At 35.1% G+C, this 23,079-nt stretch carries 23 protein-coding genes and 1 pseudogene; 22 read left to right on the forward strand and 2 right to left on the reverse strand.

Annotated elements, in window-relative coordinates; translation table 11 throughout:
* The first annotated feature begins 181 nt into the window (after nt 1-181).
* The gene (locus tag Q0R51_RS00965; RefSeq protein WP_294756061.1) at nt 182-2,920 is read left to right on the forward strand and encodes a BspA family leucine-rich repeat surface protein; all 2,739 of its coding nucleotides are present in this window, start codon (nt 182-184) and stop codon (nt 2,918-2,920) included.
* Between the two features lie 98 nt (nt 2,921-3,018).
* Here Q0R51_RS00965 and Q0R51_RS00970 read toward each other — a convergent pair whose 3' ends face one another.
* Complete coding sequence (locus Q0R51_RS00970) at nt 3,019-4,221, reverse strand: hypothetical protein (RefSeq protein ID WP_294756063.1); 1,203 nt, start codon at nt 4,219-4,221, stop codon at nt 3,019-3,021.
* Between the two features lie 274 nt (nt 4,222-4,495).
* Here Q0R51_RS00970 and Q0R51_RS00975 point away from each other — a divergent pair, with 274 nt between their 5' ends.
* Together Q0R51_RS00975 and Q0R51_RS00980 are read left to right on the forward strand one after the other, a co-directional pair.
* Complete coding sequence (locus Q0R51_RS00975) at nt 4,496-5,212, forward strand: coenzyme F420-0:L-glutamate ligase (protein ID WP_294756065.1); 717 nt, start codon at nt 4,496-4,498, stop codon at nt 5,210-5,212.
* Nucleotides 5,213-5,278: 66 nt separating this feature from the next.
* Nucleotides 5,279-6,268: a D-2-hydroxyacid dehydrogenase gene (locus tag Q0R51_RS00980; protein ID WP_294756067.1), complete on the forward strand. Its 990-nt coding sequence runs from the start codon at nt 5,279-5,281 to the stop codon at nt 6,266-6,268.
* Between the two features lie 143 nt (nt 6,269-6,411).
* On the opposite strand, the gene Q0R51_RS00985 is transcribed toward Q0R51_RS00980, so the two are convergent.
* Nucleotides 6,412-7,407, reverse strand: a complete 996-nt coding sequence (locus Q0R51_RS00985; protein WP_265667080.1) for a LacI family DNA-binding transcriptional regulator — start codon at nt 7,405-7,407, stop codon at nt 6,412-6,414.
* Between the two features lie 215 nt (nt 7,408-7,622).
* On the opposite strand from Q0R51_RS00985, the gene Q0R51_RS00990 reads away from it, so the two are divergent.
* From Q0R51_RS00990 to Q0R51_RS01080, 19 genes and pseudogenes are all read left to right on the forward strand, one after another.
* Entirely contained in the window at nt 7,623-8,912 is a 1,290-nt protein-coding gene (locus Q0R51_RS00990) for a gluconate:proton symporter (RefSeq protein WP_294756070.1), read from the forward strand.
* Nucleotides 8,913-8,939: 27 nt separating this feature from the next.
* Complete coding sequence (locus Q0R51_RS00995) at nt 8,940-9,920, forward strand: sugar kinase (protein ID WP_294756072.1); 981 nt, start codon at nt 8,940-8,942, stop codon at nt 9,918-9,920.
* Nucleotides 9,898-10,527 carry an orotidine 5'-phosphate decarboxylase / HUMPS family protein gene (locus Q0R51_RS01000; protein WP_294756073.1) on the forward strand — a complete coding sequence of 210 codons (630 nt, stop codon included), beginning with the start codon at nt 9,898-9,900 and terminating at the stop codon, nt 10,525-10,527. Before Q0R51_RS00995 ends, Q0R51_RS01000 begins: the two co-directional genes overlap by 23 nt.
* Nucleotides 10,521-11,075, forward strand: coding sequence for a 6-phospho-3-hexuloisomerase (gene hxlB / locus Q0R51_RS01005; protein ID WP_294756074.1), 555 nt, complete (start codon nt 10,521-10,523; stop codon nt 11,073-11,075). The genes Q0R51_RS01000 and hxlB overlap by 7 nt, the downstream gene beginning before the upstream one ends.
* Before the next feature lie 13 nt (nt 11,076-11,088).
* Nucleotides 11,089-11,739 (forward strand): bifunctional 2-keto-4-hydroxyglutarate aldolase/2-keto-3-deoxy-6-phosphogluconate aldolase, encoded by a 651-nt coding sequence (locus tag Q0R51_RS01010; protein WP_294756076.1) that lies wholly within the window; start codon nt 11,089-11,091, stop codon nt 11,737-11,739.
* 9 nt (nt 11,740-11,748) lie between these two features.
* A complete protein-coding gene (locus Q0R51_RS01015; RefSeq protein ID WP_294756078.1) occupies nt 11,749-12,507 on the forward strand; it encodes a sugar phosphate isomerase/epimerase in 759 nt (252 codons plus the stop codon).
* 361 nt (nt 12,508-12,868) lie between these two features.
* Nucleotides 12,869-14,290 (forward strand): helix-turn-helix domain-containing protein, encoded by a 1,422-nt coding sequence (locus tag Q0R51_RS01020; protein ID WP_294756079.1) that lies wholly within the window; start codon nt 12,869-12,871, stop codon nt 14,288-14,290.
* A gap of 47 nt (nt 14,291-14,337) precedes the next feature.
* Nucleotides 14,338-14,727, forward strand: a complete 390-nt coding sequence (locus Q0R51_RS01025) for a hypothetical protein (RefSeq protein ID WP_294756081.1) — start codon at nt 14,338-14,340, stop codon at nt 14,725-14,727.
* Between the two features lie 16 nt (nt 14,728-14,743).
* Nucleotides 14,744-15,094: a PRD domain-containing protein gene (locus tag Q0R51_RS01030; protein WP_294756082.1), complete on the forward strand. Its 351-nt coding sequence runs from the start codon at nt 14,744-14,746 to the stop codon at nt 15,092-15,094.
* Between the two features lie 13 nt (nt 15,095-15,107).
* Entirely contained in the window at nt 15,108-15,470 is a 363-nt protein-coding gene (locus tag Q0R51_RS01035; RefSeq protein WP_110445581.1) for an SFCGS family glycine-rich protein, read from the forward strand.
* A gap of 8 nt (nt 15,471-15,478) precedes the next feature.
* Nucleotides 15,479-15,829 carry a DUF4312 family protein gene (locus Q0R51_RS01040; protein WP_110445582.1) on the forward strand — a complete coding sequence of 117 codons (351 nt, stop codon included), beginning with the start codon at nt 15,479-15,481 and terminating at the stop codon, nt 15,827-15,829.
* 2 nt (nt 15,830-15,831) lie between these two features.
* On the forward strand, nt 15,832-16,605 hold the full coding sequence (locus tag Q0R51_RS01045; RefSeq protein WP_294756084.1) for a DUF4311 domain-containing protein: 774 nt from the start codon (nt 15,832-15,834) through the stop codon (nt 16,603-16,605).
* A gap of 25 nt (nt 16,606-16,630) precedes the next feature.
* Nucleotides 16,631-17,314 carry a DUF4310 family protein gene (locus tag Q0R51_RS01050; RefSeq protein WP_294756085.1) on the forward strand — a complete coding sequence of 228 codons (684 nt, stop codon included), beginning with the start codon at nt 16,631-16,633 and terminating at the stop codon, nt 17,312-17,314.
* 12 nt (nt 17,315-17,326) lie between these two features.
* Nucleotides 17,327-18,445 (forward strand): amidohydrolase/deacetylase family metallohydrolase, encoded by a 1,119-nt coding sequence (locus Q0R51_RS01055; RefSeq protein WP_294756086.1) that lies wholly within the window; start codon nt 17,327-17,329, stop codon nt 18,443-18,445.
* A 1-nt stretch (nt 18,446) separates the two neighbouring features.
* On the forward strand, nt 18,447-19,544 hold the full coding sequence (locus Q0R51_RS01060) for a DgaE family pyridoxal phosphate-dependent ammonia lyase (protein WP_294756087.1): 1,098 nt from the start codon (nt 18,447-18,449) through the stop codon (nt 19,542-19,544).
* Nucleotides 19,545-20,285 carry a 2-dehydro-3-deoxy-phosphogluconate aldolase gene (locus Q0R51_RS01065; RefSeq protein ID WP_294756088.1) on the forward strand — a complete coding sequence of 247 codons (741 nt, stop codon included), beginning with the start codon at nt 19,545-19,547 and terminating at the stop codon, nt 20,283-20,285. It abuts the gene before it with no gap.
* 14 nt (nt 20,286-20,299) lie between these two features.
* Nucleotides 20,300-21,384: pseudogene (locus Q0R51_RS01070) on the forward strand (DUF871 domain-containing protein).
* Nucleotides 21,385-21,423: 39 nt separating this feature from the next.
* A complete protein-coding gene (locus Q0R51_RS01075) occupies nt 21,424-22,719 on the forward strand; it encodes a PTS sugar transporter subunit IIC (RefSeq protein WP_294756089.1) in 1,296 nt (431 codons plus the stop codon).
* Between the two features lie 25 nt (nt 22,720-22,744).
* Nucleotides 22,745-23,014 carry a hypothetical protein gene (locus Q0R51_RS01080; protein ID WP_294756091.1) on the forward strand — a complete coding sequence of 90 codons (270 nt, stop codon included), beginning with the start codon at nt 22,745-22,747 and terminating at the stop codon, nt 23,012-23,014.
* Nucleotides 23,015-23,079 lie beyond the last annotated feature (65 nt).

Consider the following 23,079-nt stretch of genomic DNA (forward strand, 5'->3'; position numbering starts at 1 on the left):
CCGATAACAGTAAAATTGTTATTTTAATTTATTATTAATGTTGATTTTATGGCTATTTTAAGCACTCTTATGAAAATAATTCTATTTGCAATGTTATTAAATGAAGTATATACTGAAATTGTAATAATATACATACTTTTTTAGTAGCAAAATTAGATTGATTTTATCATTGGGGTGGAAAATGAATAAAGGATTGAACCATAACAAGAGAACTGAAGCGCTGCTTTTTAGCAGTTTAACGGCTGCGGCGCTGGGTTTAACAATTTTAAATACTAATGTGGTTAAGGCTGATAGCAATTCAGGGACACAAGACACTGCACAAAACTTTGATAAGAATGATAGTCGTGTTAAAACTCGAATAGCAAACAATACTGTCTCTCAAGGAAGTAATCAGGGCGTTACTACTGATAATGCGAATACCACTGCACCAGAAGGAAATGCCAATGGTGCTACAGATAATGCAGATGAAACTCAAAATGGGAGTGTAGACTCGCTGCAGGGTACCAATAAAGAATCAAATTCTCAAACTTCTGCTGGTAATGATCAACCAGAGACAGACAGCACTAAGAATGAAAATAAAATTAGTACAAAAACTACAAAAGAAGGTAAGTGGGGTAATGCTGACGAAAGTTATGATAGTGAAACTAACGTATTAACTGTGAGTGGGAGTCATGATAAGAAAAACCCGACCATTGTAAGTAATGCTGGTCTCGTAGCTGGATTTCTAGGTCAAGATGGACAAGACCCTGAGTGTGCGCATGTAAAAAAGGTAATCTTTGACGGTTACTTTAAAGTTGTTGGCAATACCAGGTCAGTTTTTCTTCGTCTTAGAGGCCTAACTGATATTGAAGGTTTAGAAAACGTTGATACTTCGGAAGCAACCACCATGTATGCCTGGTTTGCCCAATGCAGTAGTCTTAAACACGTAGATCTTTCTCATTTTAATACCTCAAATGTTAAAAACATGAATTCTATGTTTGAAGCCTGTACCAATCTCGAAGATCTTGACCTAAGTAAATTTAATACTTCCCAAGTCACAGATATGTCATATATGTTTGCTGGTTGTGAAAGTCTCAAAGAATTGGATTTGCAGAGTTTTGATACTTCCCAAGTCACAGATATGTCATTTATGTTTGCAGAGTGTAAGGGTCTTGAAAAATTAAATGTTACCAGCTTTGACACCTCTAAGGTTAAAAATATGGAGTATATGTTTAATTGTTGTGCAAGTTTACCTACCGTTGACGTACATAATTTTAATACCAGTAATGTGACAAATATGGCGGCAATGTTCTGTATGTATTATTTTCATATTAGCGGTACTGGCCAAGTCTTTGGTTGGGATTCTAAACTTACGTCCCTTGATCTTTCCAACTTTGATACTAGTAATGTGACCGATATGGGTGGAATGTTTTTCAAATGTACAAAGCTAAAAGACCTAAACATTTCTAACTTTGATACCTCTAAAGTTACAACTATGAATAGTATGTTCCAAGCATGTAATAAGTTAACATCCTTAGATCTTAGCAACTTTAATACCGCAAATGTTAAGGACATGTATGGCATGTTTCGAGATACGAATAGTTTAATCAGTTTGAACGTGTCAAGTTTTGATACAAAAAATGTAACTAATATGGGGGAAATGTTCTATCTCTACGCTGATACTTACCATGGCGAGAAGTATCCTGAACTTTCGAACTTACGGACTCTAGATATCAGCAATTTTAGAATTAGCGATAAAACTAATGTTGGCTACATGTTAAATGGTCAAGTAGGATTGCTAGTTTTGAAATTAGGAGACAATGTCAAAAACTTTTCACAAATGGGTCTTGATACACCAGGAATTTGGCTCAATGTTGGTGGTGGATCATTGCAAAAACCTGACGCCTCAGATCATTGGCCATCAGATGAATTGATGAAAAATTGGAATGGTAAAAAAGAAACATATGTGCGCCAAGCTACAATAACAGCTCACTATCAAGATGAAAACGGCAAGAAGCTTGCAGATGATGAGTCTTTCACTGGTACATACAGCACTAATTACGAGTTTAAAAAAGATTTTACAGGATATACTTTAATAGCCACGCAGGGGAAAGTTTCAGGAACCATTGGAAAAGACCTGGATGACGTTACATTTGTCTACAAAAAGGATGATTCCGGCTCAAACGGTTCCGGCTCAAACGGTTCCGGCTCAAACAGTTCAGGTTCAAACGGTTCCGGTTCAAACAGTTCCGGCTCAAACAGTTCAGGTTCAAATGGTTCCGGCTCAAACGGTTCCGGCTCAAACAATTCAGGTTCAAATAATTCCGGCTCAAACGGTCATGGAACAAATTCAGGGATAAATGATAATAATACTGTAGCAAGAGTTGAAGTTCATTATCAGGATGAGAACGACAATGAAATTGCTCCGTCTAAGATTTTAACTGGCGTTGTTGGTGAAGGCTACATTACTAAGGCTTTGAATATTACAGGTTATACTCTTAAACTTAGACCTGTTAATGCTACCGGCTTCTTTAGCAGCCAGCCACAAACTGTTACTTATGTTTATTCGAGAAATGGTGTTATTCGAACTGTTCGTCATAATTCCTATCTATATGACCAAAATGGTGGCCGTAAAGCTGGCGAATACTTTATTGGCAAGAAAATTAAAACCTATGGCAGTAGGCTTATTCAGAATAAGAAATATTACGAACTTGGAAACGATACTTTTGTGAAGGCTAATAATGTTACAGGTATCAAACGCAAACTTAAGCACAATGCTTATATCTACACCAAGAAAGCTAATAAGAAAGTAAAGCGTTCTGGTCGTAAAGTATTGAAAAAGAAACAAACGATCAGAACATATGGTGGAGCTATTAAAATGCATCATAAGTTGTACTACATTGTTGGTAAGAATCGTTATATTAAAAAAGCTAATTTTTAGCAATTGAAAAATAATAATTAGAAAAGTTCTATCATCGTAAAATGACTTGATAGAACTTTTTTATATTTTGCTAAATTGCTGTATAAGGAAGAAAAAATTTAATTAAAGCTGTTGCTTTTGCCTATGCGGTACTTTTGCACGTTAATACCAAGAGTGATAAAAACTAGTAATAACGAAATTCCGCTAGCAAGGAGCGTAAGAGCAGGTCGCTGTAGCATATTGGCAATTGCCGAAACTCCGACTGTAAAAAAGATATTTAGCAGTGAACTGCCTAACTGCAAAAAACTTGATTGAGCAGACTGGACATTTTTACTGGTCCGTTTAATTCTAACTTTGCTGCACCAATTACCGATTGGTAAAGTTTCTGCATAAATTAACACTGTACTAATGAACATGGTAGCGATTGTTTGTTTTAAAAAGAAAATGCCTAATGCTATTGTGGTGGTTAGAGTTAAGGTGCAAAGTAACCAGAAGTAGTTGTCAAAGCGAATAAGCACAGCTCCTAATAAGAGGCCACTGACTACAGCAAGTAGCAGCCAGTATACTTGACTGTATGTAGGATCAATTGCTTTCCAGAAGTAAATCATCAGTCCGTTAAATACAGATTGGAGAGCACCATTAAACATGGCCACAATAATTGTTGCGCGTAAGCCTTTATTAGTAATAATATTGTGCCAAACTTTGACCAAATGAGTTATGGTTTTAAAATTGTTTTTATCTTTAATAAAATGCCTTTGGTGCAAAGCTAGAGCTAGGAAAATGTTAATGAAAAAGCTGCTGCTTGCTACCAAGAAAAAATATAAATAATTGCGTGTAGTCAAAATCAATACTGCTATTGCAGCTACACTGGCTATATTACCGATCAGACCAGCAATAGAATTGTGGTTAATAGTTTTTTCGAGCAAATTATCAGTCAGAAGAGATTTTAAATTTCCCGTAAATGATAGTCCTTCAACTAAACTGAACATTGTAATGCAAAGGTCAACCAGAATATATAAGGGGACAAAGTATTTTTGGGGAAAAGTAAACGGCAGTAATAAAAATAAACACAGAAAGATATATACCCAAATTAACATGCGGCGCTTGTCGACATTATCAAGTTTTGATCCGATAAATAAGACGCTCAAAATAAGTGCTAAGGAACTAATACTTGATATCAAGCCATTCACAACGATATTATCTGAACATTCGCGGATAATTAGTGCGCCGCCTATTCCAACTAGAATACTGCCAAAATTCGATAGCAGATTGATTAGTGGTAATAATATTTGATTGCGCTTGAGAAATTTATTACTGTCCATTTTTATCACGCTTTCATGTAATATAATAAAAAGCGTAACATGTAGCACTTTTGCCAGTAGCAGAAGTGACACAAAAGGTCATTTTCATTAGTTAAAATGGCCTTTTTCACTATACAAATTCATAGACCTAAATTTAATTGTTAACTTTATTAAGGCCATTAAGATTAATGCGCTTTATACTGTCAAAGCCATAAAATACATAGTGTTGTTCAACTTTTTAGAGTAATATATAAATATTAAGAAAAATAATAACGGATATGATAAGAATTTTTATATGGTTACTATTACTGGCTTGCAAGGTGTGCCCATGATATCTGAAACTTGTGACTTGTCCCGAATATTAGCTGAAACGGTCAAAAAAGAACATTTCAAGATTGCTGCTGGCGACATTATTTGTGTAGCGTCTAAAATTTGCTCAATGGCGGAGGGCAATATTGTGGATTTAAGCCACGTAGCACCAACTTCTGTGGCAAAAAGAATTCATCAACGCATACCCAGAAAGGATGCCAGATTAATTCAAGTGATTATTGACCAAACCGCTGACCCATCTGGCAGTAAATTAGAAGTAAGTGGAAATCATATTGGTGCTTGGCTTCCCAACGGTTTGTTTTTAACTAGTGGCGGTGTTGACAAGGGTAAAAATAATACAGCGATAACTTTACCTAAGAATTGTGATTTAACAGCTAAACGCATCAGCAATACTTTTTACCAAGAATTAGGTGTAAAAACTAGTGTAATCATTACTGACAGTGACGGTAGGGCAGATAAAAAAGGTGCTAATCAGGTAGCAGTTGGCTTATACGGATTAAATGGCTTAAGGATAAATAAAGAAGCTGGTACAGCTGAAACGCTTTGTGATTTGCTGGCAGCTGCTGCTGGTTTAGTAATGGGTCAACGAGATGTCAATATGCCTTTAGTTTGTATTCATGGACTTGAATATGACCAAAATACTGATTCTGGTATTGGCGATGTTGTGAATTATAGTTTATAAGACTTTTTAGTTCATAAATATTAATGTAAATATGCCAGTTTGAATTAAGAGTAGGAGAAAAAATAAATGAAGATTATTTGCTACGGCGTAATCAAAATGGAAGAATCCCGGATTGAAAATTGGGCTCAAAAAAATAATGTTGAAGTAAAAATTGTCCATGCGGATTTATGTGCTGAAAATGCGGAACTGGCTGAAGGTTTTGACGGCGTAAGCTCTGAAGGCAATCTTCCTGTAGGTGCTAGTGTATATGAAAAATTTAAGCAGTATGGCATTACGCAACTAGCCATTCGGCAAGTTGGGGTTGATAACCAGGATTTAGCTGCAGCAAAAAAGAATGGCATTAAGATTACTAACGTTGCAGCTTATTCACCAAGAGCTATTGCAGAGCTTGGCGTAACTGACGCAATGTACTTATTGCGTAAAATTGGTATTTACCAAGACAGAATGGCACATGGTGATTTCACTTATGATGAAAGTACAATTAGCACAGAAATTTTCAACTGTACTGTTGGCATAATTGGAGCTGGTCACATTGGTGGTGCCAGTGCCCATCTTTATAGCGCATTAGGAGCTAAAGTTTTAGCTTGTGATCCGGTTTATGACGCATCTTTAGAACCATATCTTACTTATACTGACTTTGATACGATTCTTGCTGAATCCGATATTATTTCTTTGCATACCCCGTTATTAGCAAGTACCGAAAACATGATTGACAAAACTGCTTTTGATAAAATGAAGAAAAAGCCTATTTTGGTTAACGTAGCTCGTGGGGGCTTGGTTGACACACAAGCTTTAATTGTGGCACTAAAAAATGGACAAATTTCTGCCGCTGCTCTTGATACCTTAGCCGATGAAACTGATTTTTATAATAAGAAGGATATGTTGAACTCATTGCCGGCAGATTACAAGGAATTAAAAGCAATGCCTCAAGTTTTGATTACACCGCACATTGCCTTTTTCACTAAACTAGCCGTTAAAAACAGTATTGAGATTGCTTTGAACGATGCCAAAACAATTATTTCCGGTGGAGAAGTAAAGAGCGTGGTTAACTTGTAAAGACAAAAGTTAATTTAGGACAAAATACTCCAATAAATAGTTAATAATAGGTTAGAAATATATAAAAAGCTTTGGGAATGCAATTCTCAAAGCTTTTTATATTTTATTTGCTTTTGTCAGGTAAATGGCAATAAATACAGCAACTAAAATTTAGCAGGTACAATAAGAGGCTCATGTTTTTTACTAGTATCCTCACCGCTTAAACTCTTAAGTAAAATTTCTGCAGCACTTGCTCCCATTAAATATGGATTTTGTGAAATTAGCCTTGCTTCGGGCAAAATAGTTTGTACTAATTTAGTATCTGAGAATCCCGTAATTAAAACCTCGTCACTATTTAAAAAGCCATCAGCGAAAAGCATTGGTAAAAAGGCAAGCAACCAACGCTCCTTGAAACTAAAAATCAAGGTTTTCTTGTTTTGAGCTTTTTGCTTCAACAAGAAAGATTCAATTTTATTTTTAATCGCCATATAATTATATGATTCTTCGTCAAGCTCAATTAAATGAATTTGATCAGGATCTGCAATTGAGCACACACCACTGTACCTGTCTCTTCTAGTAGAAGCGATTTTAACTTCAGAAGACAAAATTAAGATGTCATCGCAGCCTTGCTTCAAAAAATATTTAGTCGCGTCCTTTGAAACTGTAATATTATTGGAAATAACCTGTGGCCAACGTTTAGTAGCCAGTCGTCTGTCTAAAATTACTGTAGGGATGTTGTGAATAAATTCGGATTGAATTGTTTTGATATTACTACCCAAGGGTTGAAACAGCAGCCCATCAAAGAAACTACTGCTGACGGTTTTAATTAATTCTCGTTCCCGCTGCTGTTCGGCATTAGTGTCTAATAAAAAGGCTTCATAACCTTTAACTCTGAGAATGTTAGATGCCCCTTTAAACAATTCAGTTGAAAAATAATCGTCTATATTGGAAACAACTACGGCAATTGTCTTACTTTGATTGGTAGCCATTTGACGAGCTGCCAGATTAGGAATGTAATTTAAGTCTTTAATTGCTTGCTCTATCGCTTTTGCTTTTTCTTCAGAGAGCCTGCCTTTAGCCTTGTTATTTAAATATCTTGATACGGATGCAACGGAAACCTGTGCTAATTCAGCTACGTTACGAATTGTTGCTTTTTTCATAATCACTATTCTTTTTTCTTGTTTTAAAAGTAGTATATCATTTTACTGCCATTAAAATGAAATATTGCATAAATTATTGCGTATATAATTTTATTTGAAAAGCGCTTGCAAAGATAAACTAAATGTTTTATATTAAGAGGGTAACCGGTTACCTTAAAAAGTAATAAGCTGATATTATTTAGATGAAATAATCAGTTAGTAAAGGGGTAAGTGTAATGAGTTCTACAGTAATAGCAATCTTGCTATTAATAACTTTTGCTCTATTTATATGGTACATCTTAAAAGGTGGGAACTTGATGATTGGCTTCTTCGTGATGGCAATCTTATGGTGCATCATTGGTTTAGTACCATTTAATGAAGCAATCAATAAAGTTTTCGCGCAACCAGCGCTCAGTTATGGTCCAACTATTATTTATATCGTATTTGGTTCATGGTTTGGTCGCGTACTGGTTGATAGTGGGATTGCGCCTGCAATATCAGAAGCTACTAAGTCAATTGGTAAAAAGAAACCACTTCTGGCAGCAATTTTAGTTGTTTTAGTTACAGCGTTTATTTTTGTAAGTGCATACGGTGTTGGTTCAGTAATAGCAATCGGTGTTATTCTGTTACCAATTCTATTATCATTGGGGTTGCCGCGAGATGTTGCCTTGGCAGCATTCTCTATGGCTATTGGGGCACCAATGTATATCAACGTTGTTCTTTATAACCAGATGAAGGCCTTCGTGCCAAAAGCAGCTTATGATAGTAAGTACCTTACTTTTGGTATATGTGCTGCAATAGTACAACTGCTAGCAATCATTGTCTTTTTATTCTTTAATCGTAAAAAGATTGATCCAGCAATAGCAGATGATAATCTTAAATTAATTGGTGCTGAAAATAATGAAACTGGTACTGTTAAAGTGCCTAAAATAGCGTACATTGTTCCTATTATTCCAGTCTTAATGAACATGGCATTTAAATGGGATGCAGTACCTGCATTAACTTTAGCAAGTATTATTGCTATTTTCTTAACAGGTCAATTTAAAGATTACAAGAAGGGTCTTAAGTTTTTAAATGATTCAATTTCTCATGCAATCAGTGATATTGCAGGATTGATTATGTTTTTAATGGCTCTGGAAAGTTTTACTGGCGCAGCAACTATTAATGCCGAAAGATTTCGCCCAATATTGGCAGCTGTTTTGCCTCATCAACACTTAATCCTTTGTCTTGCTTTGGGTATTTTGGCTCCACTGGCTTTGTTCCGCGGTCCTTTACATGTCTGGGGAGCCGGAGCTGCCACTGCTGCAGTTTTGTACAGCACTGGATTATTCAGTGATGCCTTCTTATTACCACTTTTATATGTTCCAACTTTGATGGCAGTATCAGTAGATATTACCCAATCCTGGAATGTTTGGGGCTTGGACTACATGAAGGTAAAATCAAAGGACTTCTTAAAATATGGTGTACCTGTGATGTGGGTAGTATCAATTATAAATGAAGTTCTTGTTTATCACTTTTTCGGATGAGTTTGAAAAACAAAGAGAGGAAATATTATGTCTGAAGTAATAACTATTGGTGAACCACTTGTTATACTGTGTTCAAAAGATGCAGATGTTTCTTTAGTAGACACTGAAAATTTTCACAAAGTAATGGGTGGAGCTGAATTAAATGTTGCTATTGGCGTGAGAAGATTGGGACACTCTGTTGAGTATGTTACACGCGTAGGAGAAGATCCTTTTGGCAAATACGTTCAAAAAACTATTGCTGCTCACAATGTGGGGACTAAGTATGTTAGTTATGACGATAAGTATTTTACAGGACATCAATTAAAGCAGTTAGTAACACATGGTGATCCTGCGACTTTTAATTACCGCCGTGATTCTGCTGCTTGTCACCTGGAAGCCAGCCAAATTGCTGATATCGATTTAAGCGATGTTAAAATTGCTCATATGTCTGGAATTTTTCCCGCAATCTCTGATACTGCAGAAGAAACTTTCCGTGCTTTTTATAAAAAGCTAATTGCCGCTAAAAAATTAATTACCTTTGATCCTAATTTGCGTCCCCCTTTATGGAAGAGCAAAGAGTATATGATCAAGACAATCAATGAACTGGCGGGCATGGCTGATATTGTTTTACCGGGTATCAGTGAAGGCAAGACATTAATGGGCTCGGAAGATCCTGAAGAAATAGCTGACTTTTACTTGAAAGGTGAAAGAACTACAACGGTAATGGTTAAGCTTGGGGATAAAGGTGTTTTCGTTAAAAATGCTAAAGGCGAAAAATACACTGTTCCTAGTTTTAAGCCTGATAAAGTTCTTGATACTGTCGGTGCTGGAGATGGATTTGCTCTAGGTTTGATTACTGCTTTACTTGAAGGAAAAAGCTTGAAGGCAGGAGCTATTCGCGGTAATGCTGTAGGCTGTTTGCAGGTGCAAACCTTAGGTGATAATGACGGTTATCCAACAAAGGAACAATTACAAGAATTTTATCAAAAACAGGGTGTTTCTGAAGATGAAGCTGCAAGTCGCAATTGATCGAGTCTCTTTAACCACAGCAGTTCAATTGGCGCGAAAACTTGATGGTATTGCTGATATTGTTGAATTTGGTACCTCAATAATAAAAGATTACGGCTTTTATGAGATTAAAGCTGCAAATGTAAATTTAAAACACAGTTTACTTTTATTAGATACTAAAACAAACGATGAAGGTCAATACGAATTTGAACAAGGATTTAAAGCAGGGGCGGATATTCTAACTGTAATGGGAACGGCTGGTCCGGAAACTCTTGCCAGCGTTTATGAAATTGCAGAGCAAAAAAATAGGGAAGTGCTTATTGATTTAATGGGCATGAGCAATAATTCTATCTTAGAGATTGCCAAATTTCCTAATGCAATTTATAACTTGCATAATTCTCATGATGCTGGTAAAAACGCAAATTTGCTTAATTTAGTCTCTGATTTTAGGAAAAAATTCCCGCCAGTTAAAAACATAGCAGTTGCCGGTAGTATTGATTTAGAGCAAGCAAAAAAATTAGCCATGCAAAATGAAGTACAAGAGGTTATTGTAGGAAGTAAGATTGTTCAATCTAATAATCCCGTTAATGAGGCCAGCAAGTTTAAGGAGATTATCAATTTATGTTAGATTCTAAACATTTAATTAAACCCGTTTTAGCAGAGATAAGCACAGTCCTGGATAAGATTAACGAGGCAGAAATTGATCAAGCCGCAACTTTAATTACTAAGGATAAAAGAATATTTGTTTTAGGTTCAGGCCGCTCCGGTTTTATGGCCAAAAGTTTTGCCATGAGATTAATGCATATTGGTTACCAGGTTTTTGTCATCGGAGAAACAATTACGCCTTCAATTCAACCACACGATGTTTTGGTTTCTGTCTCTGGTTCTGGAAAGACCAGCAGTGTGCTGGAATTAGCAGAAAAAGCAGCTAAAAATGGAGTTGAAGTAATTGCTGTGTCGAGTAATGCTAGCTCACCTCTGGCAAAATTAGCGAAGCAGGTGATAGTAGTGCCTGGAGCAACTAAAAATGGGGATGGGGTTGAATCTATTCAACTTTTAAGTTCCCTGTTTGATCAAAGTGTGCACATTGTGCTAGATATTCTTTGTCTTAAGTTGAGTATCAGGGATAAAGTTTCTAATGGCGCTGCTAAAAAACAGCACAGTAATATGGAATGATAGGAGAGATAAAATGCTTTTAAAATATGAATCAATAAAAAGAATTCAAGAAGCCAGAGTCGTAGCAGTAGTTAGAGGTAATAATGAAGAAAATTCCTACCAAACTGCTAAAGCATGTATAAAAGGACATATTACTGCTATTGAATTAGCATTTACTTCTCCTAGTGCAGATATAACAATCAAAAGGTTGACAGAGGAATACGGCAGTGACAAAGATGTGATTATTGGTGCAGGTACGGTGCTGGACCCAGCAACAGCAAGGCTAGCTATTATAGCAGGAGCTAAATTTGTGGTTAGTCCGTCTTTTAATAAAGATACGGCTAAGATGTGTAATTTATACCAAATTCCCTATATTCCTGGGTGTTTTACTTCAACTGAAATTCAAGAAGCTTTGACATATGGGGCAGACGTAATAAAAGTTTTCCCAGGTTCAGTTGCTGGCAAAACTATGATTAATGAAATCCACGGGCCATTTCCAAATGTGAATGTTATGCCAACGGGTGGTGTTTCATTAGCAAACATGAATGAATGGTTTGAAAAGGGAGCTTTCGTTATTGGAGTAGGCGGTAGTTTAGTCGGACCAGGTAAAAAGGATGATTACGAAGCCGTTACGGAAAATGCTAAAAAATTTAATGAGAAGTATGTAGATTTTAAGAACAAATAGGAGCAAATCATGACTTTAATAATTAATACATTGGTTTATGAAAAAGAGATTCAAAGTGGTATTAGCCAACTGGACTTAGTGGATAGAATTGCCGATTTAGGTGCAGACGGAATTGAACTTAGACGTGAATATTTCAAAGATGTAGATGCAGAAATTAAAGAACTGGCACCAGCTATTAAAGAAAAAGGCTTATTATTAAACTATAGTGTACCTGATAATATTTTTGATGATAATGGTAATTTCAATCAGAACTTAAACAAGTATTATAAAGAAGCCCAAGAGCTTGGTGCACAGAAAATCAAGTTTAGTACCGGCAATTTCTATAAATACCATGGCGATTTAGCAGAAGATCTTGCCACTTTACCTTTAGCTACTATTCAAACAACTATCGAGAATGACCAGACACCAATAAGTGGTAACCCAGATACAATATTTGATTTTCTGACTGCTGTCAGAAAAGCTGGTTTCAATTCAATTTTTGCTACATTTGATTTAGGTAATCTTGCCTTTACCGGCTTTGATCCAAATTTGGCCGCAAAGAAGCTCGCACCGTTTGTAGCTTATATTCACTTGAAGAATCCTATGCTTAATGCAGAAGGCAAAATGCAAAATACTGAGTCATTAGACCGTGGGATGTTTAACTGGAAAGCGGTTATTAGATACCTGCCTAAAGATGCACAATGTGCGTTTGAATTCGCAATGCCAGATGATGAAGTTATTGGCAAAGAAATGGAAAAGTTCCATGATTATTTCAATGGTAAAAGGTAACATTTAAGGATTTTGAAGTTAATTTAGCAGAATCTTTACCCCAAAATTTTAAAAGTTTATACATTCATTGATTATAAGTTTGAAAAAATATTTTTATAAATTGGTAAATCGTTGTTTTAATTCGAAACAAGATTTACCTTTTTTATTTGACTAATAACAAAGTGAAAATTGTTTTATATACATTCTTGCAGATTTAAACACACATACACAACAATATTTATATTTTGATTGATGCTCACAGAATAAAATTCTATGAGCATTTTTGTTGTTCAATTCTTTGCACTAACAGTGTTGAATTAATTTGGAGTTCTTTTTATAACACCGCTTTCATATAATTTAAATATAGAAAGGAGTAAGCAAAATGACTCTAATTTCTAGGCAAATTAACATTGCAACGAACTTATTAAATAACCCACAAACTTATAAAGTTAAGGATTTATCTGCTAGATATAAAGTTTCGATTAGAACTTTAAGAAACGATCTAAAGAAAATAGCAGAATGGATAAATAAGCAGCCTGGTTGTAAATATAATTCGAAGCCTGGTAAGGGAATATGGATAAGTTTTGCTAGTGATTTTAATCGAACAAATGCAATTAACTCATTGCAATCTTTTTCAAGTGAGGAAGTAATTTCGCAGTATTTAAGTCCAACCCAAAGAAAATGGAAGATTTTGACCAGTTTGGTTTTCGCTGAGAAATTTATAACCGGTAAAACAATGACTAAAATGCTTGGCGTGTCTGCTAATACCTTTTTAGCAGACATAAACAATGCCAAGTCAGAAGCTAAAAGATTTAATTTGCTTTTAGAAGGAAAAAATTATTACGGTTACTTCTTAACTGGAGATGAAATTAATATTCGTGCGTTAATGGAATATATCTTACAAAAGCAAATTGATAGATATTCATTTGGTGCCAATAATTTGATTGATTTGATTTCTAAAATAAGCACAAGTTCAGTTGGTAATACGAATTTACCTAAAAGCATAAATAAGTTAATTAATTATATTTCTTTAATATTGAGTGACATCTTAAACCTAAAAGATGCTTTTAATACTGGCATAGATTTGAGTATTGCCAAGTCAATGATTAACCGGTTAACAATCATTATTTTAGAAAATCATCGTCACCGGAGTTTAAAACTTCCAAGCTATGATAAAAGACTTAATCAGGCTCAAAAGCATTATGCTCAGATCTACAAATTTGTAAGTGAAATTTTTGGCATTAAGCCAACAAAAGACGAAGAAAAATACTTTATTTTTGGAGTAAAAGTCTTGGAAAAAGATGTGGAAACTAGTAAGGCTGTAAGGGAGATTATATCTTATGTATCACAAAAAATGGTTTTGCCTTTGGATGATGATATACAGTTACAAGACTCGTTAACTCAACATTTGATGAGTGAATTGAATAGTAATTATCAACATTTTAATGACTATACTCCTTTTACGGCAGAGGTAAAGAGTCGGTTTAGCACTTTGTTTGACACAGTTAAAGCAGCATTAGACAAATATATTTCTAAAAGTCCACTCATTAACAGTGATACTTTTGTTACTTTGGTTTCTCTTCATTTCTTGGTTTCAATTAGTGATATGCAAAAAGTACCACAAGTCAGTGCACTTTACGTTTGTTCGACTGGTTTAGGAGCAACAAAACTTTTAAAAAAAGTAATTCAAAGCAGAATTCCGTATATTACAAGTGCCGGCTTTGCTTCGGCGATAAATTACCGCACAAAAATATATGAAACAAAACCTGATCTGGTAATTAGTATTTTCCCTTTAAAAAAATAGCGTCAACTAAAATCATACAGGTTAATCCAATTCCTAATGAGCAGGATATGTTGAAAATTGAACGGGAAGTTTCTTTTTTGCTCAAACAAAACGCTGTTAAAAATGACAATGATTTGAAGAATGTTATTAAGGAAGAACAAAGTATTAATAATGTAGAGAAAATACTATCTTTAAGTATAGAAGCCTATATCAATGTTAGTGAATATTTAGGAGATCGCATCAGTAAAAAATATGAAAAAGCTTTTATGATTCATGTGCAATTAGCAACGGAACGGATTTACTTTGATAAGCAGTATGATTCTAAACCAACTGATAAACAAATAAATAAATTTTCAAAATCTGACATCAGCCGACTGCACAAAATTTACTTAGATTTGGGCTTACACATTAATATTAATGAAATAATAGCAATTTTACGTTATACGTTGTTGAAATAAAGAAACGGTAATTTAGATGAAAGTAGAGTTATATAAAGAATTCCAAAAATATATTGCAAAAAGTAATTATAAAGATGAATTAAGGCAGGTAATGGTATATGTAGTTTCGTTAATACATCAAAATAAACTGCATCCGAGCGACTTAGAAACCCAAATTTTAGGTAATCATTTATTTGAAATGGTTAATAGAGCAAAGAATGGGGAAAAATTAGAAAAAGTAGATAAGAAAATTTTTGCTAAGGTATCTCAGCAATCTTTGGAAATGTCTCAGCAAGTTATGGATTTTATTGATAATAACATCGGCAAAATAGCTGAATCAGAAAAGTATGTTTTATCAATTCATTTTGAGAATATGAAATTAGATTAAAGGAGAAATTAATATGTTGAAAATTGTAGTTGCTGACAGAATGGGAAAAGGAAGTAATGTTGCAAAAGGTATTGAAAAAGCGGGGGCCAAGGCTGTTTTAGTTCCTGGAATTGGTGCAGACATGAAATTAGGAGATGTCATGAATAAAGAGAAAGCTGATTTCGGCATTTCTTTTTGTGGTAGTGGCGGAGCCGGCGCTTTGATTGCCAATAATAAATACGGTTATCCAGAAAGACATGGTATGAGATCAATTACTCAAGGGGTTACTGCTATTAATGACGGTAAAAAGGTTCTTGGTTTTGGCTTTATGGATAAAGAAGAATTAGGAGAAAAACTTGTTGAGGCAATCAATAAAAAATATCCCAACAAGTTTTAGGTGTTCAAATGAAAAATATAATTCAAGCAGAGGATAGAAACATTGTAGTGAATGGAAAGGCTAAGAGTAAGAAAGAAGCATTTGCTAATGCAATAAACAAAATAGCCAGAAATTTAAGTGCAACAGAAGATAATTTGATTTTTAAGATAGAGCCAAAATCTTTTGAGGTGGAAAATTTTAAGGAAATTGATGAAAAAGAACATTTTTTGTTTTTCTTTTTCCCCAGAATACGCAAGTCCTATGAGGTTCAACTTAGAGTTTTGGTTCATGTAGAGTACGTTTGCGTTAATGAAGTAGCTTGTCAGAAAGTGGCAACGACTGATAACCCACTTTTTAACAGAGAAACTAAAGGAGTATAAAAATGCATTTTTTAATAATTTTAATTGAATCCTTAATCATTGGTACTCTTGTAGGGTTAGCGGTTGGAGTAGGGGCAGCCAGAATGTTTAATGCTCCAACTGTCCAAGCTTTAGGAGCATTTAGAACACTAGGTGAAATGAATGCCAGTGAAGGTGACCCCGCATCTCACTTTTCGTTTGGATTAGGTTTCTTCTTTAACGCCTGGGCTTCAACTGTGGCAGCAGGATCCTTTACACAGGATGTTACTCACCGAGTGATACCAAATTGGGCTGCTGCACTTTTAATGTTGAAAAACCACGATGAAAAACAGATGCATGATGCCAAAAAAATGGGTATAGCCGGTGCAATAGTGGGAGCTTTAATCGTTGCTTTTCTTAACCTAACGAGTTCTGCTTTGCCACAATCACTTCAAATTACGGCGGTAAAAGTTTTAGTTCCGGCTGCTACATTATTAATTAACACTGTTATGCCTGTTATCTTTTGGCTGGCAGCAATTGATGGTGGGAAAAGATCTGGAATTTTTGGAACAATCTTTGGTGGTATTGCCCAACTAATTATGGGTAATGCTGTCCCAGGAGTGGTTTTGGGAATTTTAGTCGGTAAAGGAGTAGATGAAAGTGGTTGGAATAAAATTACTAAAATTATTCTGATTACTACAATTGTCTTATTTATTTTGAGTGCATTTTTCAGAGGAATCGATTTGACATTGATCAAGCAACTGAATATGGGAGTTCCTGCTTGGTTAAAGCAGATTCACTCAGTTTTTGGCGGCTAAAGCTTAATTGAAAAGAGGCAAAGACATGGATAAAAGTGATGAAACTTTAAAAGAACAAGAATTAGATTTAAAGAATACCAAAAGTTTTTGGTATGCCGATTGGAGTTTCCCAATTATTGTTGGCTTGATGTCAGCTGGAGTATTCGCTGGGACTTCAATGTATTTTAACTATGGCACTGGTGCGTTTAATGAAGTTGCATTTGTTGCTATGCTGAAGGCAGGAATGACTGGCGGATCATATGGTGCCTGTGCAGCATTTGGAGCCAGCTTCCTTTTTGCCAGAGTTTTAGAAGGTTCGTTAGACGGAATCTTAGATTTAGGTGGCTCAATTTTAACTGGTGTTGGTTTAGGTATTCCAGCTATTTTACTCAGTATGAATATTAAAGAACCGATTAAGAGTTTCCCTTTGGCTTTATTAACAGGTGCAATTATTGGCGTTTTAATTGGTTTTGTTATTTATGCTATTAGACATTTTACCTTAAAACAATCTAATTCAACTTTTGGCGCTGACATTATGATGGGTGCAGGTAATGATACAGGAAGATTTTTAGGCCCATTAATCTTAATTTCTGCCTGTCAAGCATCAATTCCTATTGGTTTGGGAGCAGTTATTGGTGCGGTTATATTTTATGCGTGGAAGAAGCCAATCACTGGCGGTGCAATTATCGGAGCTATGATTGCCGGATTGTTCTTCCCTGTGAAAGTTTAGTTGAGGTGAAAGATGATAGATTTATATTTGAAAAATGGTAAAAGTGTTGCTGATGGTTCTCCAATCGAAATTGGCGTTTTAGGTAAAAAAATTGTTGCTGTCGGCCATTGCCTAGATGGAGTTGAAGCTGCTAAAGTAATTGATCTTCAAGGAAAGTATGTTTCTGCAGGGTGGATAGATGATCATGTTCATTGTTATGAAAAATTGACGCTTTATTATGATGATCCTGATGAAGACGGTTATAAATCTGGAGTTACTACTGTGATTGATGCCGGTTCTACCGGCGCAGAAAATATTGGTGATTTTTACAATATAACCCGAAATAAAATTACTAATGTTTATGCAATGATTAACGTCGGTCAAACAGGCATACTGGCACAGAATGAACTGGGCGACATTAATACTGTACAAAAAGACCCTTTGATGGAAGCAATTCAAAAATACAGTGATTTTATTGTTGGTATCAAAGTAAGAGAAAGTCATTCTGTAGTTATTGATAATGGTGTAGTGCCTTTACAAAAAGCTAAAACATTCCAAAAAAATTTAGGTGGCAATTTCCCGATTATGGTACACGTTGGTGCAAATCCACCACAATTAAAAGAAGTTTTAGACTTAATGGACGATAACGATATTTTAACTCATGGCTATAACGGTAAACCAAATGGGATACTTGATGAATCGGACAATATTCGTCAATTTGTCTGGGAAGCCTATCGCAGAGGCGTAACCTTTGATGTTGGTCATGGTACTGACAGCTTTAACTTCCATACTTTTGATATTGCAAATGCTGCTGGCTTAGTTCCATATTCTATTAGTACTGATATCTATAACCGCAACCGTGTAAATGGCCCCGTGTATAACATGGCCACTACTTTGGACAAGTTTTTAATGTATGGTTATTCACTTAACGATGTAATTAATAAAGTAACTGCGGCTCCGGCGAATAATTTTAACTTGATTAACAAAGGACAGTTGAAGCCGGGATATGATGCTGATCTGACGATTTTTAAATTAGAAAAAAATAAAGAGGTTACACTTACAGATTCAAATCATAATCACCGTCAATTTAAGCAACATATTTGTCCTAAAATGGTTGTCGTTATGGGTAAAACTTATCAGATTGGAGAATAAAATGGATTATTATCAGAAATTGAACTTAAAGCATGTAATAAATGCCAGCGGTAAGATGACAATTTTAGGCGTTTCAAAAACAAGTAATGCAGGGATTGAAGCCCAAGAATTTGGTGACAAACATTTTTTTGAAATGTCAGATTTAGTTAAAAAGAGCGGAAAATACGTGGCTAAATTGATTGGAGCAGAAGACGCAGTCATTGTGAACTCAGCATCTGCTGGGATCGCTTTAGCAATTGCAGGAGTTATTGGCCAGGGAAGCCAGTACCATGTTTATCATCCGTATTCAACTAGGTTTAAAGCCAGGAATATTGTCATACCCAAAGGACAAAATGTAGATTATGGTGCTCCAGAAGAAGAAATGATTACTTTGGGTGGAGGCAATGTAGTTGAAGCTGGCTACGCTAATATGTGCTCACCAGAACATGTGGAAATGATGATTGATGAAGATACTGCAGCTATTTTCTATGTGAAAAGTCATCACGCAGTACAAAAGAGCATGCTTACTGTTAAGCAGGCAGTTGAAATTGCTCATAAACATAACTTACCTTTAATTTTAGATGCTGCAGCAGAAGAAGATCTGAAAAAATATCTGGCACTAAACGTAGATATCATTCTTTTTAGTGGTGCAAAAGCAATTGAAGGACCAGCTTCAGGATTAGTATTTGGTAAAGCAAAATACATCGACTGGATTCGAATGCAAAGTTCAGGAATCGGTAGAGCGATGAAAATTGGTAAAGACAATCTTTTGGGATTGGTAGGAGCAATTGAAGAATATGTCAGCGCAGGCCCAGAGGTTGGCACACATATGCGTAAGCGTCTTGCACCATTTTTAAAAAAGTTGAGCGCAATTCCTGGACTTACGGTCAAAGAAGCACAAGATCAAGCAGGAAGAGAAATTTATCGTGCCGATATTAAAATGAATGCTGATGCATCAAAAAGTGCAATTCAAGTAGTTAAAGATTTGAAAAATAATGATCCCGCTATTTATACTCGAGAATATCGTGCCAACGAAGGAATAATTGAATTTGACATCAGAGCGCTTGATTCAGAGGAAATGGATTTAATAGTTGAAAGATTAAAGGAGATTATGAAATAAATGGAATTAGTACCAAATTATTATAAAGGAAGAGTAGCATTAAATGTTTTGGCCGGAAGTGTTGCCAATGCAAAGGATATATATGAAGCGGCTGACGGTCATGTTGTTTGTGGCGTTTTAACTAAAAACTATCCTGATAATGACAGCTGTATTGCTGATTTGAAAAAATATCAAATCGCAGTAAATAATGCAATTTCGGTTGGATTAGGAGCAGGTGACCCTAACCAAAGTAAAATGGTTAGTGAAGTATCGCAAGTAATTCAACCACAACATGTCAATCAGGTTTTTACGGGAGTTGGTTATTCACGAGCTATGTTAAGACAAAATCAAACTATTATTAATGGTTTAGTTTCACCAACAGGTAAAGTTGGCTACGTCAATATTGCAACAGGCCCGCTAAGCTCTAAAGAAATGGCAACAGAAGTGCCGGTTACCACGGCTATTGCCTTGTTAAAGGACATGGGCGGTAGTTCATTTAAGTTCTTTCCAATGAAAGGCTTAGCACATAAGGCAGAATATGAATATATTGCCAAAGCCTGTGCTGCAAATGATTTTAGTCTTGAGCCAACTGGTGGTATAGATTTGGAAAACTTTGAGGCCATCTTGGATATTGCTTTAGAAGCCGGAGTAACTAGAATATTACCACATGTATACTCATCAATTATTGACAAAGATACCGGACTTACTAAGCCAGATGATGTAACAAAATTGTTTGAAATTGTTAAAAGAAAACTTGCATAAAAGTAGGCACTAAGATGAAGCGAAAACTAGGAATATCGATATACCCAGATCATAGCGATTTCGCCAGTGATAAGGCCTATATCAAAAAAGCAAGTGAATTTGGATTTTCCAGAATTTTTATGAGTTTGCTTGAAATTACCGGCGAGAAGAAAGAAGTAATTGCTAAATATCAAAAGTTAACTAAGTTGGCAAAGGAACTTAATTATGAAGTGATTTTGGATGTTTCGCCAACAATATTTAACCTTTTGGGAATCTCATATGATGACCTTTCATTTTTTGTAGAACTTGGTGTAGATGGTTTACGTCTAGATGATGGATTTGATGGCAAAAAAGAGGCATTACTTAGTTATAATCCGCAAGGTTTAATCATTGAATTAAACATGAGTAATGATGTTGCCTATGTGGATAATATTCTGACTTATCAAGCTAATAAACCTTTTATTTATGGCTGTCACAATTTTTATCCTCAAAAAGGAACAGGTCTACCTTATGATTTCTTTGTGAAATGTAGTCAGCGTTTTAAAAGAAATAATCTCCATACAGCTGCTTTTATCAGTTCTCAATCAGGAAAGATTGGCCCCTGGAGCGTGAATAATGGCTTACCAACTTTAGAAGAAGATCGTGAATTGCCTATTGAAGTGCAAGCTAAAAAATGTTTGCGACCGGACTCATTGACGATGTAATTATCGGTAATTCCTATGCTAGTGACGAAGAATTAAAAAAACTTAGTTTAATAGATCGCTATCAAGTGGAATTAAAAATTGATTTTGTTTCAGATATAAATAAGGTTGAACATGATATCGTTCTTAAAAATCAACATGTTAGACGAGGGGATATTAATGAACAGGTAATCAGGTCAACAGAAGTTAGAAAAAAGTATCATAGTTTTTCCAATTCGCCCCATGACAATGAAATTGAGTTTCAAAAAGGGGATGTAGTCATAGGCAATAATGGGTTTGGAAAGTATAAGAATGAGCTACAGATTGTATTAAAGCCACATAAAGATAATCGTAAAAATCTCGTTGGACATATCAATACCGATGAACTTTTACTATTACCATTTATTAAGTCTTGGTCAAAATTTAAGTTTGTCTGTTAAAAATTCTATAATTAAAAAATAAATATGAGGTGAAAATAAATGAATAATTTTGTCAATTTTTTGGAAGCAAAAATTCTACCTGTAGCTAATAAAATGGGTCAGCAAAGACATATGACAGCTATTCGTAAAGGTATTATTGCTACCTTACCATTAACTATTGTTGGCTCTTTCTTTACCATTCTGAGTAATATGCCCATACCAGCAGTTGCTAATTTCTTAGCACCTTATCAGGCAATTCTAGATATTCCTTTTCGCTTTACGGTAGGAATTCTGTCGTTATATGCAACATTTGGTATTGCTTCTGCTCTTGCTGAAAGCTATAAAATGGATACTTTATCCAGTGGCATATTAGCTGTACTCGCATTTTTAGTAGCAACAGTACAGCCGGTTAAAGTAAATGCAGATGTTAAAAATGTGATTACGGCAGGGCGTTACATTAATATAGCCAATTTAAGTGCATCTTCGTTATTTGCTGCGATTGCAACTGCCTTGATTTCTGTTGAAATTTACCACTTTTTAGAAAAGAAAAACATCACAATTAAAATGCCCCAGGGTGTCCCACCTGAGGTTTCTAATTCTTTTGTAGCTCTTTTTCCAGCAGCGGTCATTTTAATATTATTTTGGGTTGTAAGAGATATATTTAATTTCAATATCGCTACTTTTATTTCTAATATTTTAATGCCGTTAAAAGGATTTTTAGTTGGCAACAGCTTGGCCGGTGGCTTGACTACTGTGTTCTTTATCTGTGGCTTCTGGACACTTGGTATTCATGGCGCTGCTATTATGGATCCAATTGTCAGACCATTTTGGGAAATGTCAATTGCTACCAATATGAATCAATTTCATGCTGGTGCAGCAGCAACTCACTTATCCACAATTTTTACTGAACAATTTTTGCAATGGTTTGTTTGGATTGGTGGAGCTGGCGGGACACTTGCTTTAGTAGTACTTTTTATGTTTTCTAAGTCTAAGTATCTAAAAGATTTAGGTAAATTATCAATTTTACCGGGTTTATTCAATATTAATGAGCCAATTATATTTGGTGCTCCAATTGTGTTAAATCCAATTCTCGGAATTCCATTTATACTGGCTCCACTGGTAACGACTACTATTTCTTATTTTGCTACTAACTCTCACCTGGTACCAATGATGATGGTCAGATTACCGTTTACTATTCCTGCACCAATTGCTGCAATTATGAGTACAAATTGGAGTTGGAATGCGTTGATACTATCAGTGGTTAACTTTATTATTTACATCATCATTTACTATCCATTTTTCAAGGTGTTTGAGAAACAGCAGTTGGAAAAGGAAAATGATCCTGAACAAAGCTGATTAACTAAGGATACGTGAAATAATAATGATATATATAATTTTATTAGCTGCTTATTTTATAGCTTGTCAGGTAATAGTTTTTAAAGCTACGCGCATTAGAAAGTTCATTAACCAATATAGTGCAGGAAAGATAGTTTTATATGGCATAATTGCTATTGGCCTGGGGGTAATTTTATGCATGACCTTAAAAGTAAGCTGGATATTGATTGCTTTAATTACTGTTTTTGAATGTTCAATTATTTCAGAAAAATATCGACTTGTTTTTAAAAACATGGAAAAGGGGAGAAAAATATAGAATAATAAAATCGTACATTACATATTAAAATAAATAATTTTTAAGGACTAATATCTGATAAGCTA

The organism is uncultured Lactobacillus sp. (assembly GCF_946477725.1).
Classification (GTDB): Bacteria; Bacillota; Bacilli; order Lactobacillales; family Lactobacillaceae; genus Lactobacillus.

Coding starts and splice junctions, on each gene's coding strand:
- Q0R51_RS00965 (WP_294756061.1), top strand. CDS start 182: ATGAATAAAGGATTGAACCATAACAAGAGAACTGAAGCGCTGCTTTTT.
- Q0R51_RS00970 (WP_294756063.1), bottom strand. CDS start 4,221: ATGGACAGTAATAAATTTCTCAAGCGCAATCAAATATTATTACCACTA.
- Q0R51_RS00975 (WP_294756065.1), top strand. CDS start 4,496: ATGGTTACTATTACTGGCTTGCAAGGTGTGCCCATGATATCTGAAACT.
- Q0R51_RS00980 (WP_294756067.1), top strand. CDS start 5,279: ATGAAGATTATTTGCTACGGCGTAATCAAAATGGAAGAATCCCGGATT.
- Q0R51_RS00985 (WP_265667080.1), bottom strand. CDS start 7,407: ATGAAAAAAGCAACAATTCGTAACGTAGCTGAATTAGCACAGGTTTCC.
- Q0R51_RS00990 (WP_294756070.1), top strand. CDS start 7,623: ATGAGTTCTACAGTAATAGCAATCTTGCTATTAATAACTTTTGCTCTA.
- Q0R51_RS00995 (WP_294756072.1), top strand. CDS start 8,940: ATGTCTGAAGTAATAACTATTGGTGAACCACTTGTTATACTGTGTTCA.
- Q0R51_RS01000 (WP_294756073.1), top strand. CDS start 9,898: ATGAAGCTGCAAGTCGCAATTGATCGAGTCTCTTTAACCACAGCAGTT.
- hxlB (WP_294756074.1), top strand. CDS start 10,521: ATGTTAGATTCTAAACATTTAATTAAACCCGTTTTAGCAGAGATAAGC.
- Q0R51_RS01010 (WP_294756076.1), top strand. CDS start 11,089: ATGCTTTTAAAATATGAATCAATAAAAAGAATTCAAGAAGCCAGAGTC.
- Q0R51_RS01015 (WP_294756078.1), top strand. CDS start 11,749: ATGACTTTAATAATTAATACATTGGTTTATGAAAAAGAGATTCAAAGT.
- Q0R51_RS01020 (WP_294756079.1), top strand. CDS start 12,869: ATGACTCTAATTTCTAGGCAAATTAACATTGCAACGAACTTATTAAAT.
- Q0R51_RS01025 (WP_294756081.1), top strand. CDS start 14,338: ATGTTGAAAATTGAACGGGAAGTTTCTTTTTTGCTCAAACAAAACGCT.
- Q0R51_RS01030 (WP_294756082.1), top strand. CDS start 14,744: ATGAAAGTAGAGTTATATAAAGAATTCCAAAAATATATTGCAAAAAGT.
- Q0R51_RS01035 (WP_110445581.1), top strand. CDS start 15,108: ATGTTGAAAATTGTAGTTGCTGACAGAATGGGAAAAGGAAGTAATGTT.
- Q0R51_RS01040 (WP_110445582.1), top strand. CDS start 15,479: ATGAAAAATATAATTCAAGCAGAGGATAGAAACATTGTAGTGAATGGA.
- Q0R51_RS01045 (WP_294756084.1), top strand. CDS start 15,832: ATGCATTTTTTAATAATTTTAATTGAATCCTTAATCATTGGTACTCTT.
- Q0R51_RS01050 (WP_294756085.1), top strand. CDS start 16,631: ATGGATAAAAGTGATGAAACTTTAAAAGAACAAGAATTAGATTTAAAG.
- Q0R51_RS01055 (WP_294756086.1), top strand. CDS start 17,327: ATGATAGATTTATATTTGAAAAATGGTAAAAGTGTTGCTGATGGTTCT.
- Q0R51_RS01060 (WP_294756087.1), top strand. CDS start 18,447: ATGGATTATTATCAGAAATTGAACTTAAAGCATGTAATAAATGCCAGC.
- Q0R51_RS01065 (WP_294756088.1), top strand. CDS start 19,545: ATGGAATTAGTACCAAATTATTATAAAGGAAGAGTAGCATTAAATGTT.
- Q0R51_RS01075 (WP_294756089.1), top strand. CDS start 21,424: ATGAATAATTTTGTCAATTTTTTGGAAGCAAAAATTCTACCTGTAGCT.
- Q0R51_RS01080 (WP_294756091.1), top strand. CDS start 22,745: ATGATATATATAATTTTATTAGCTGCTTATTTTATAGCTTGTCAGGTA.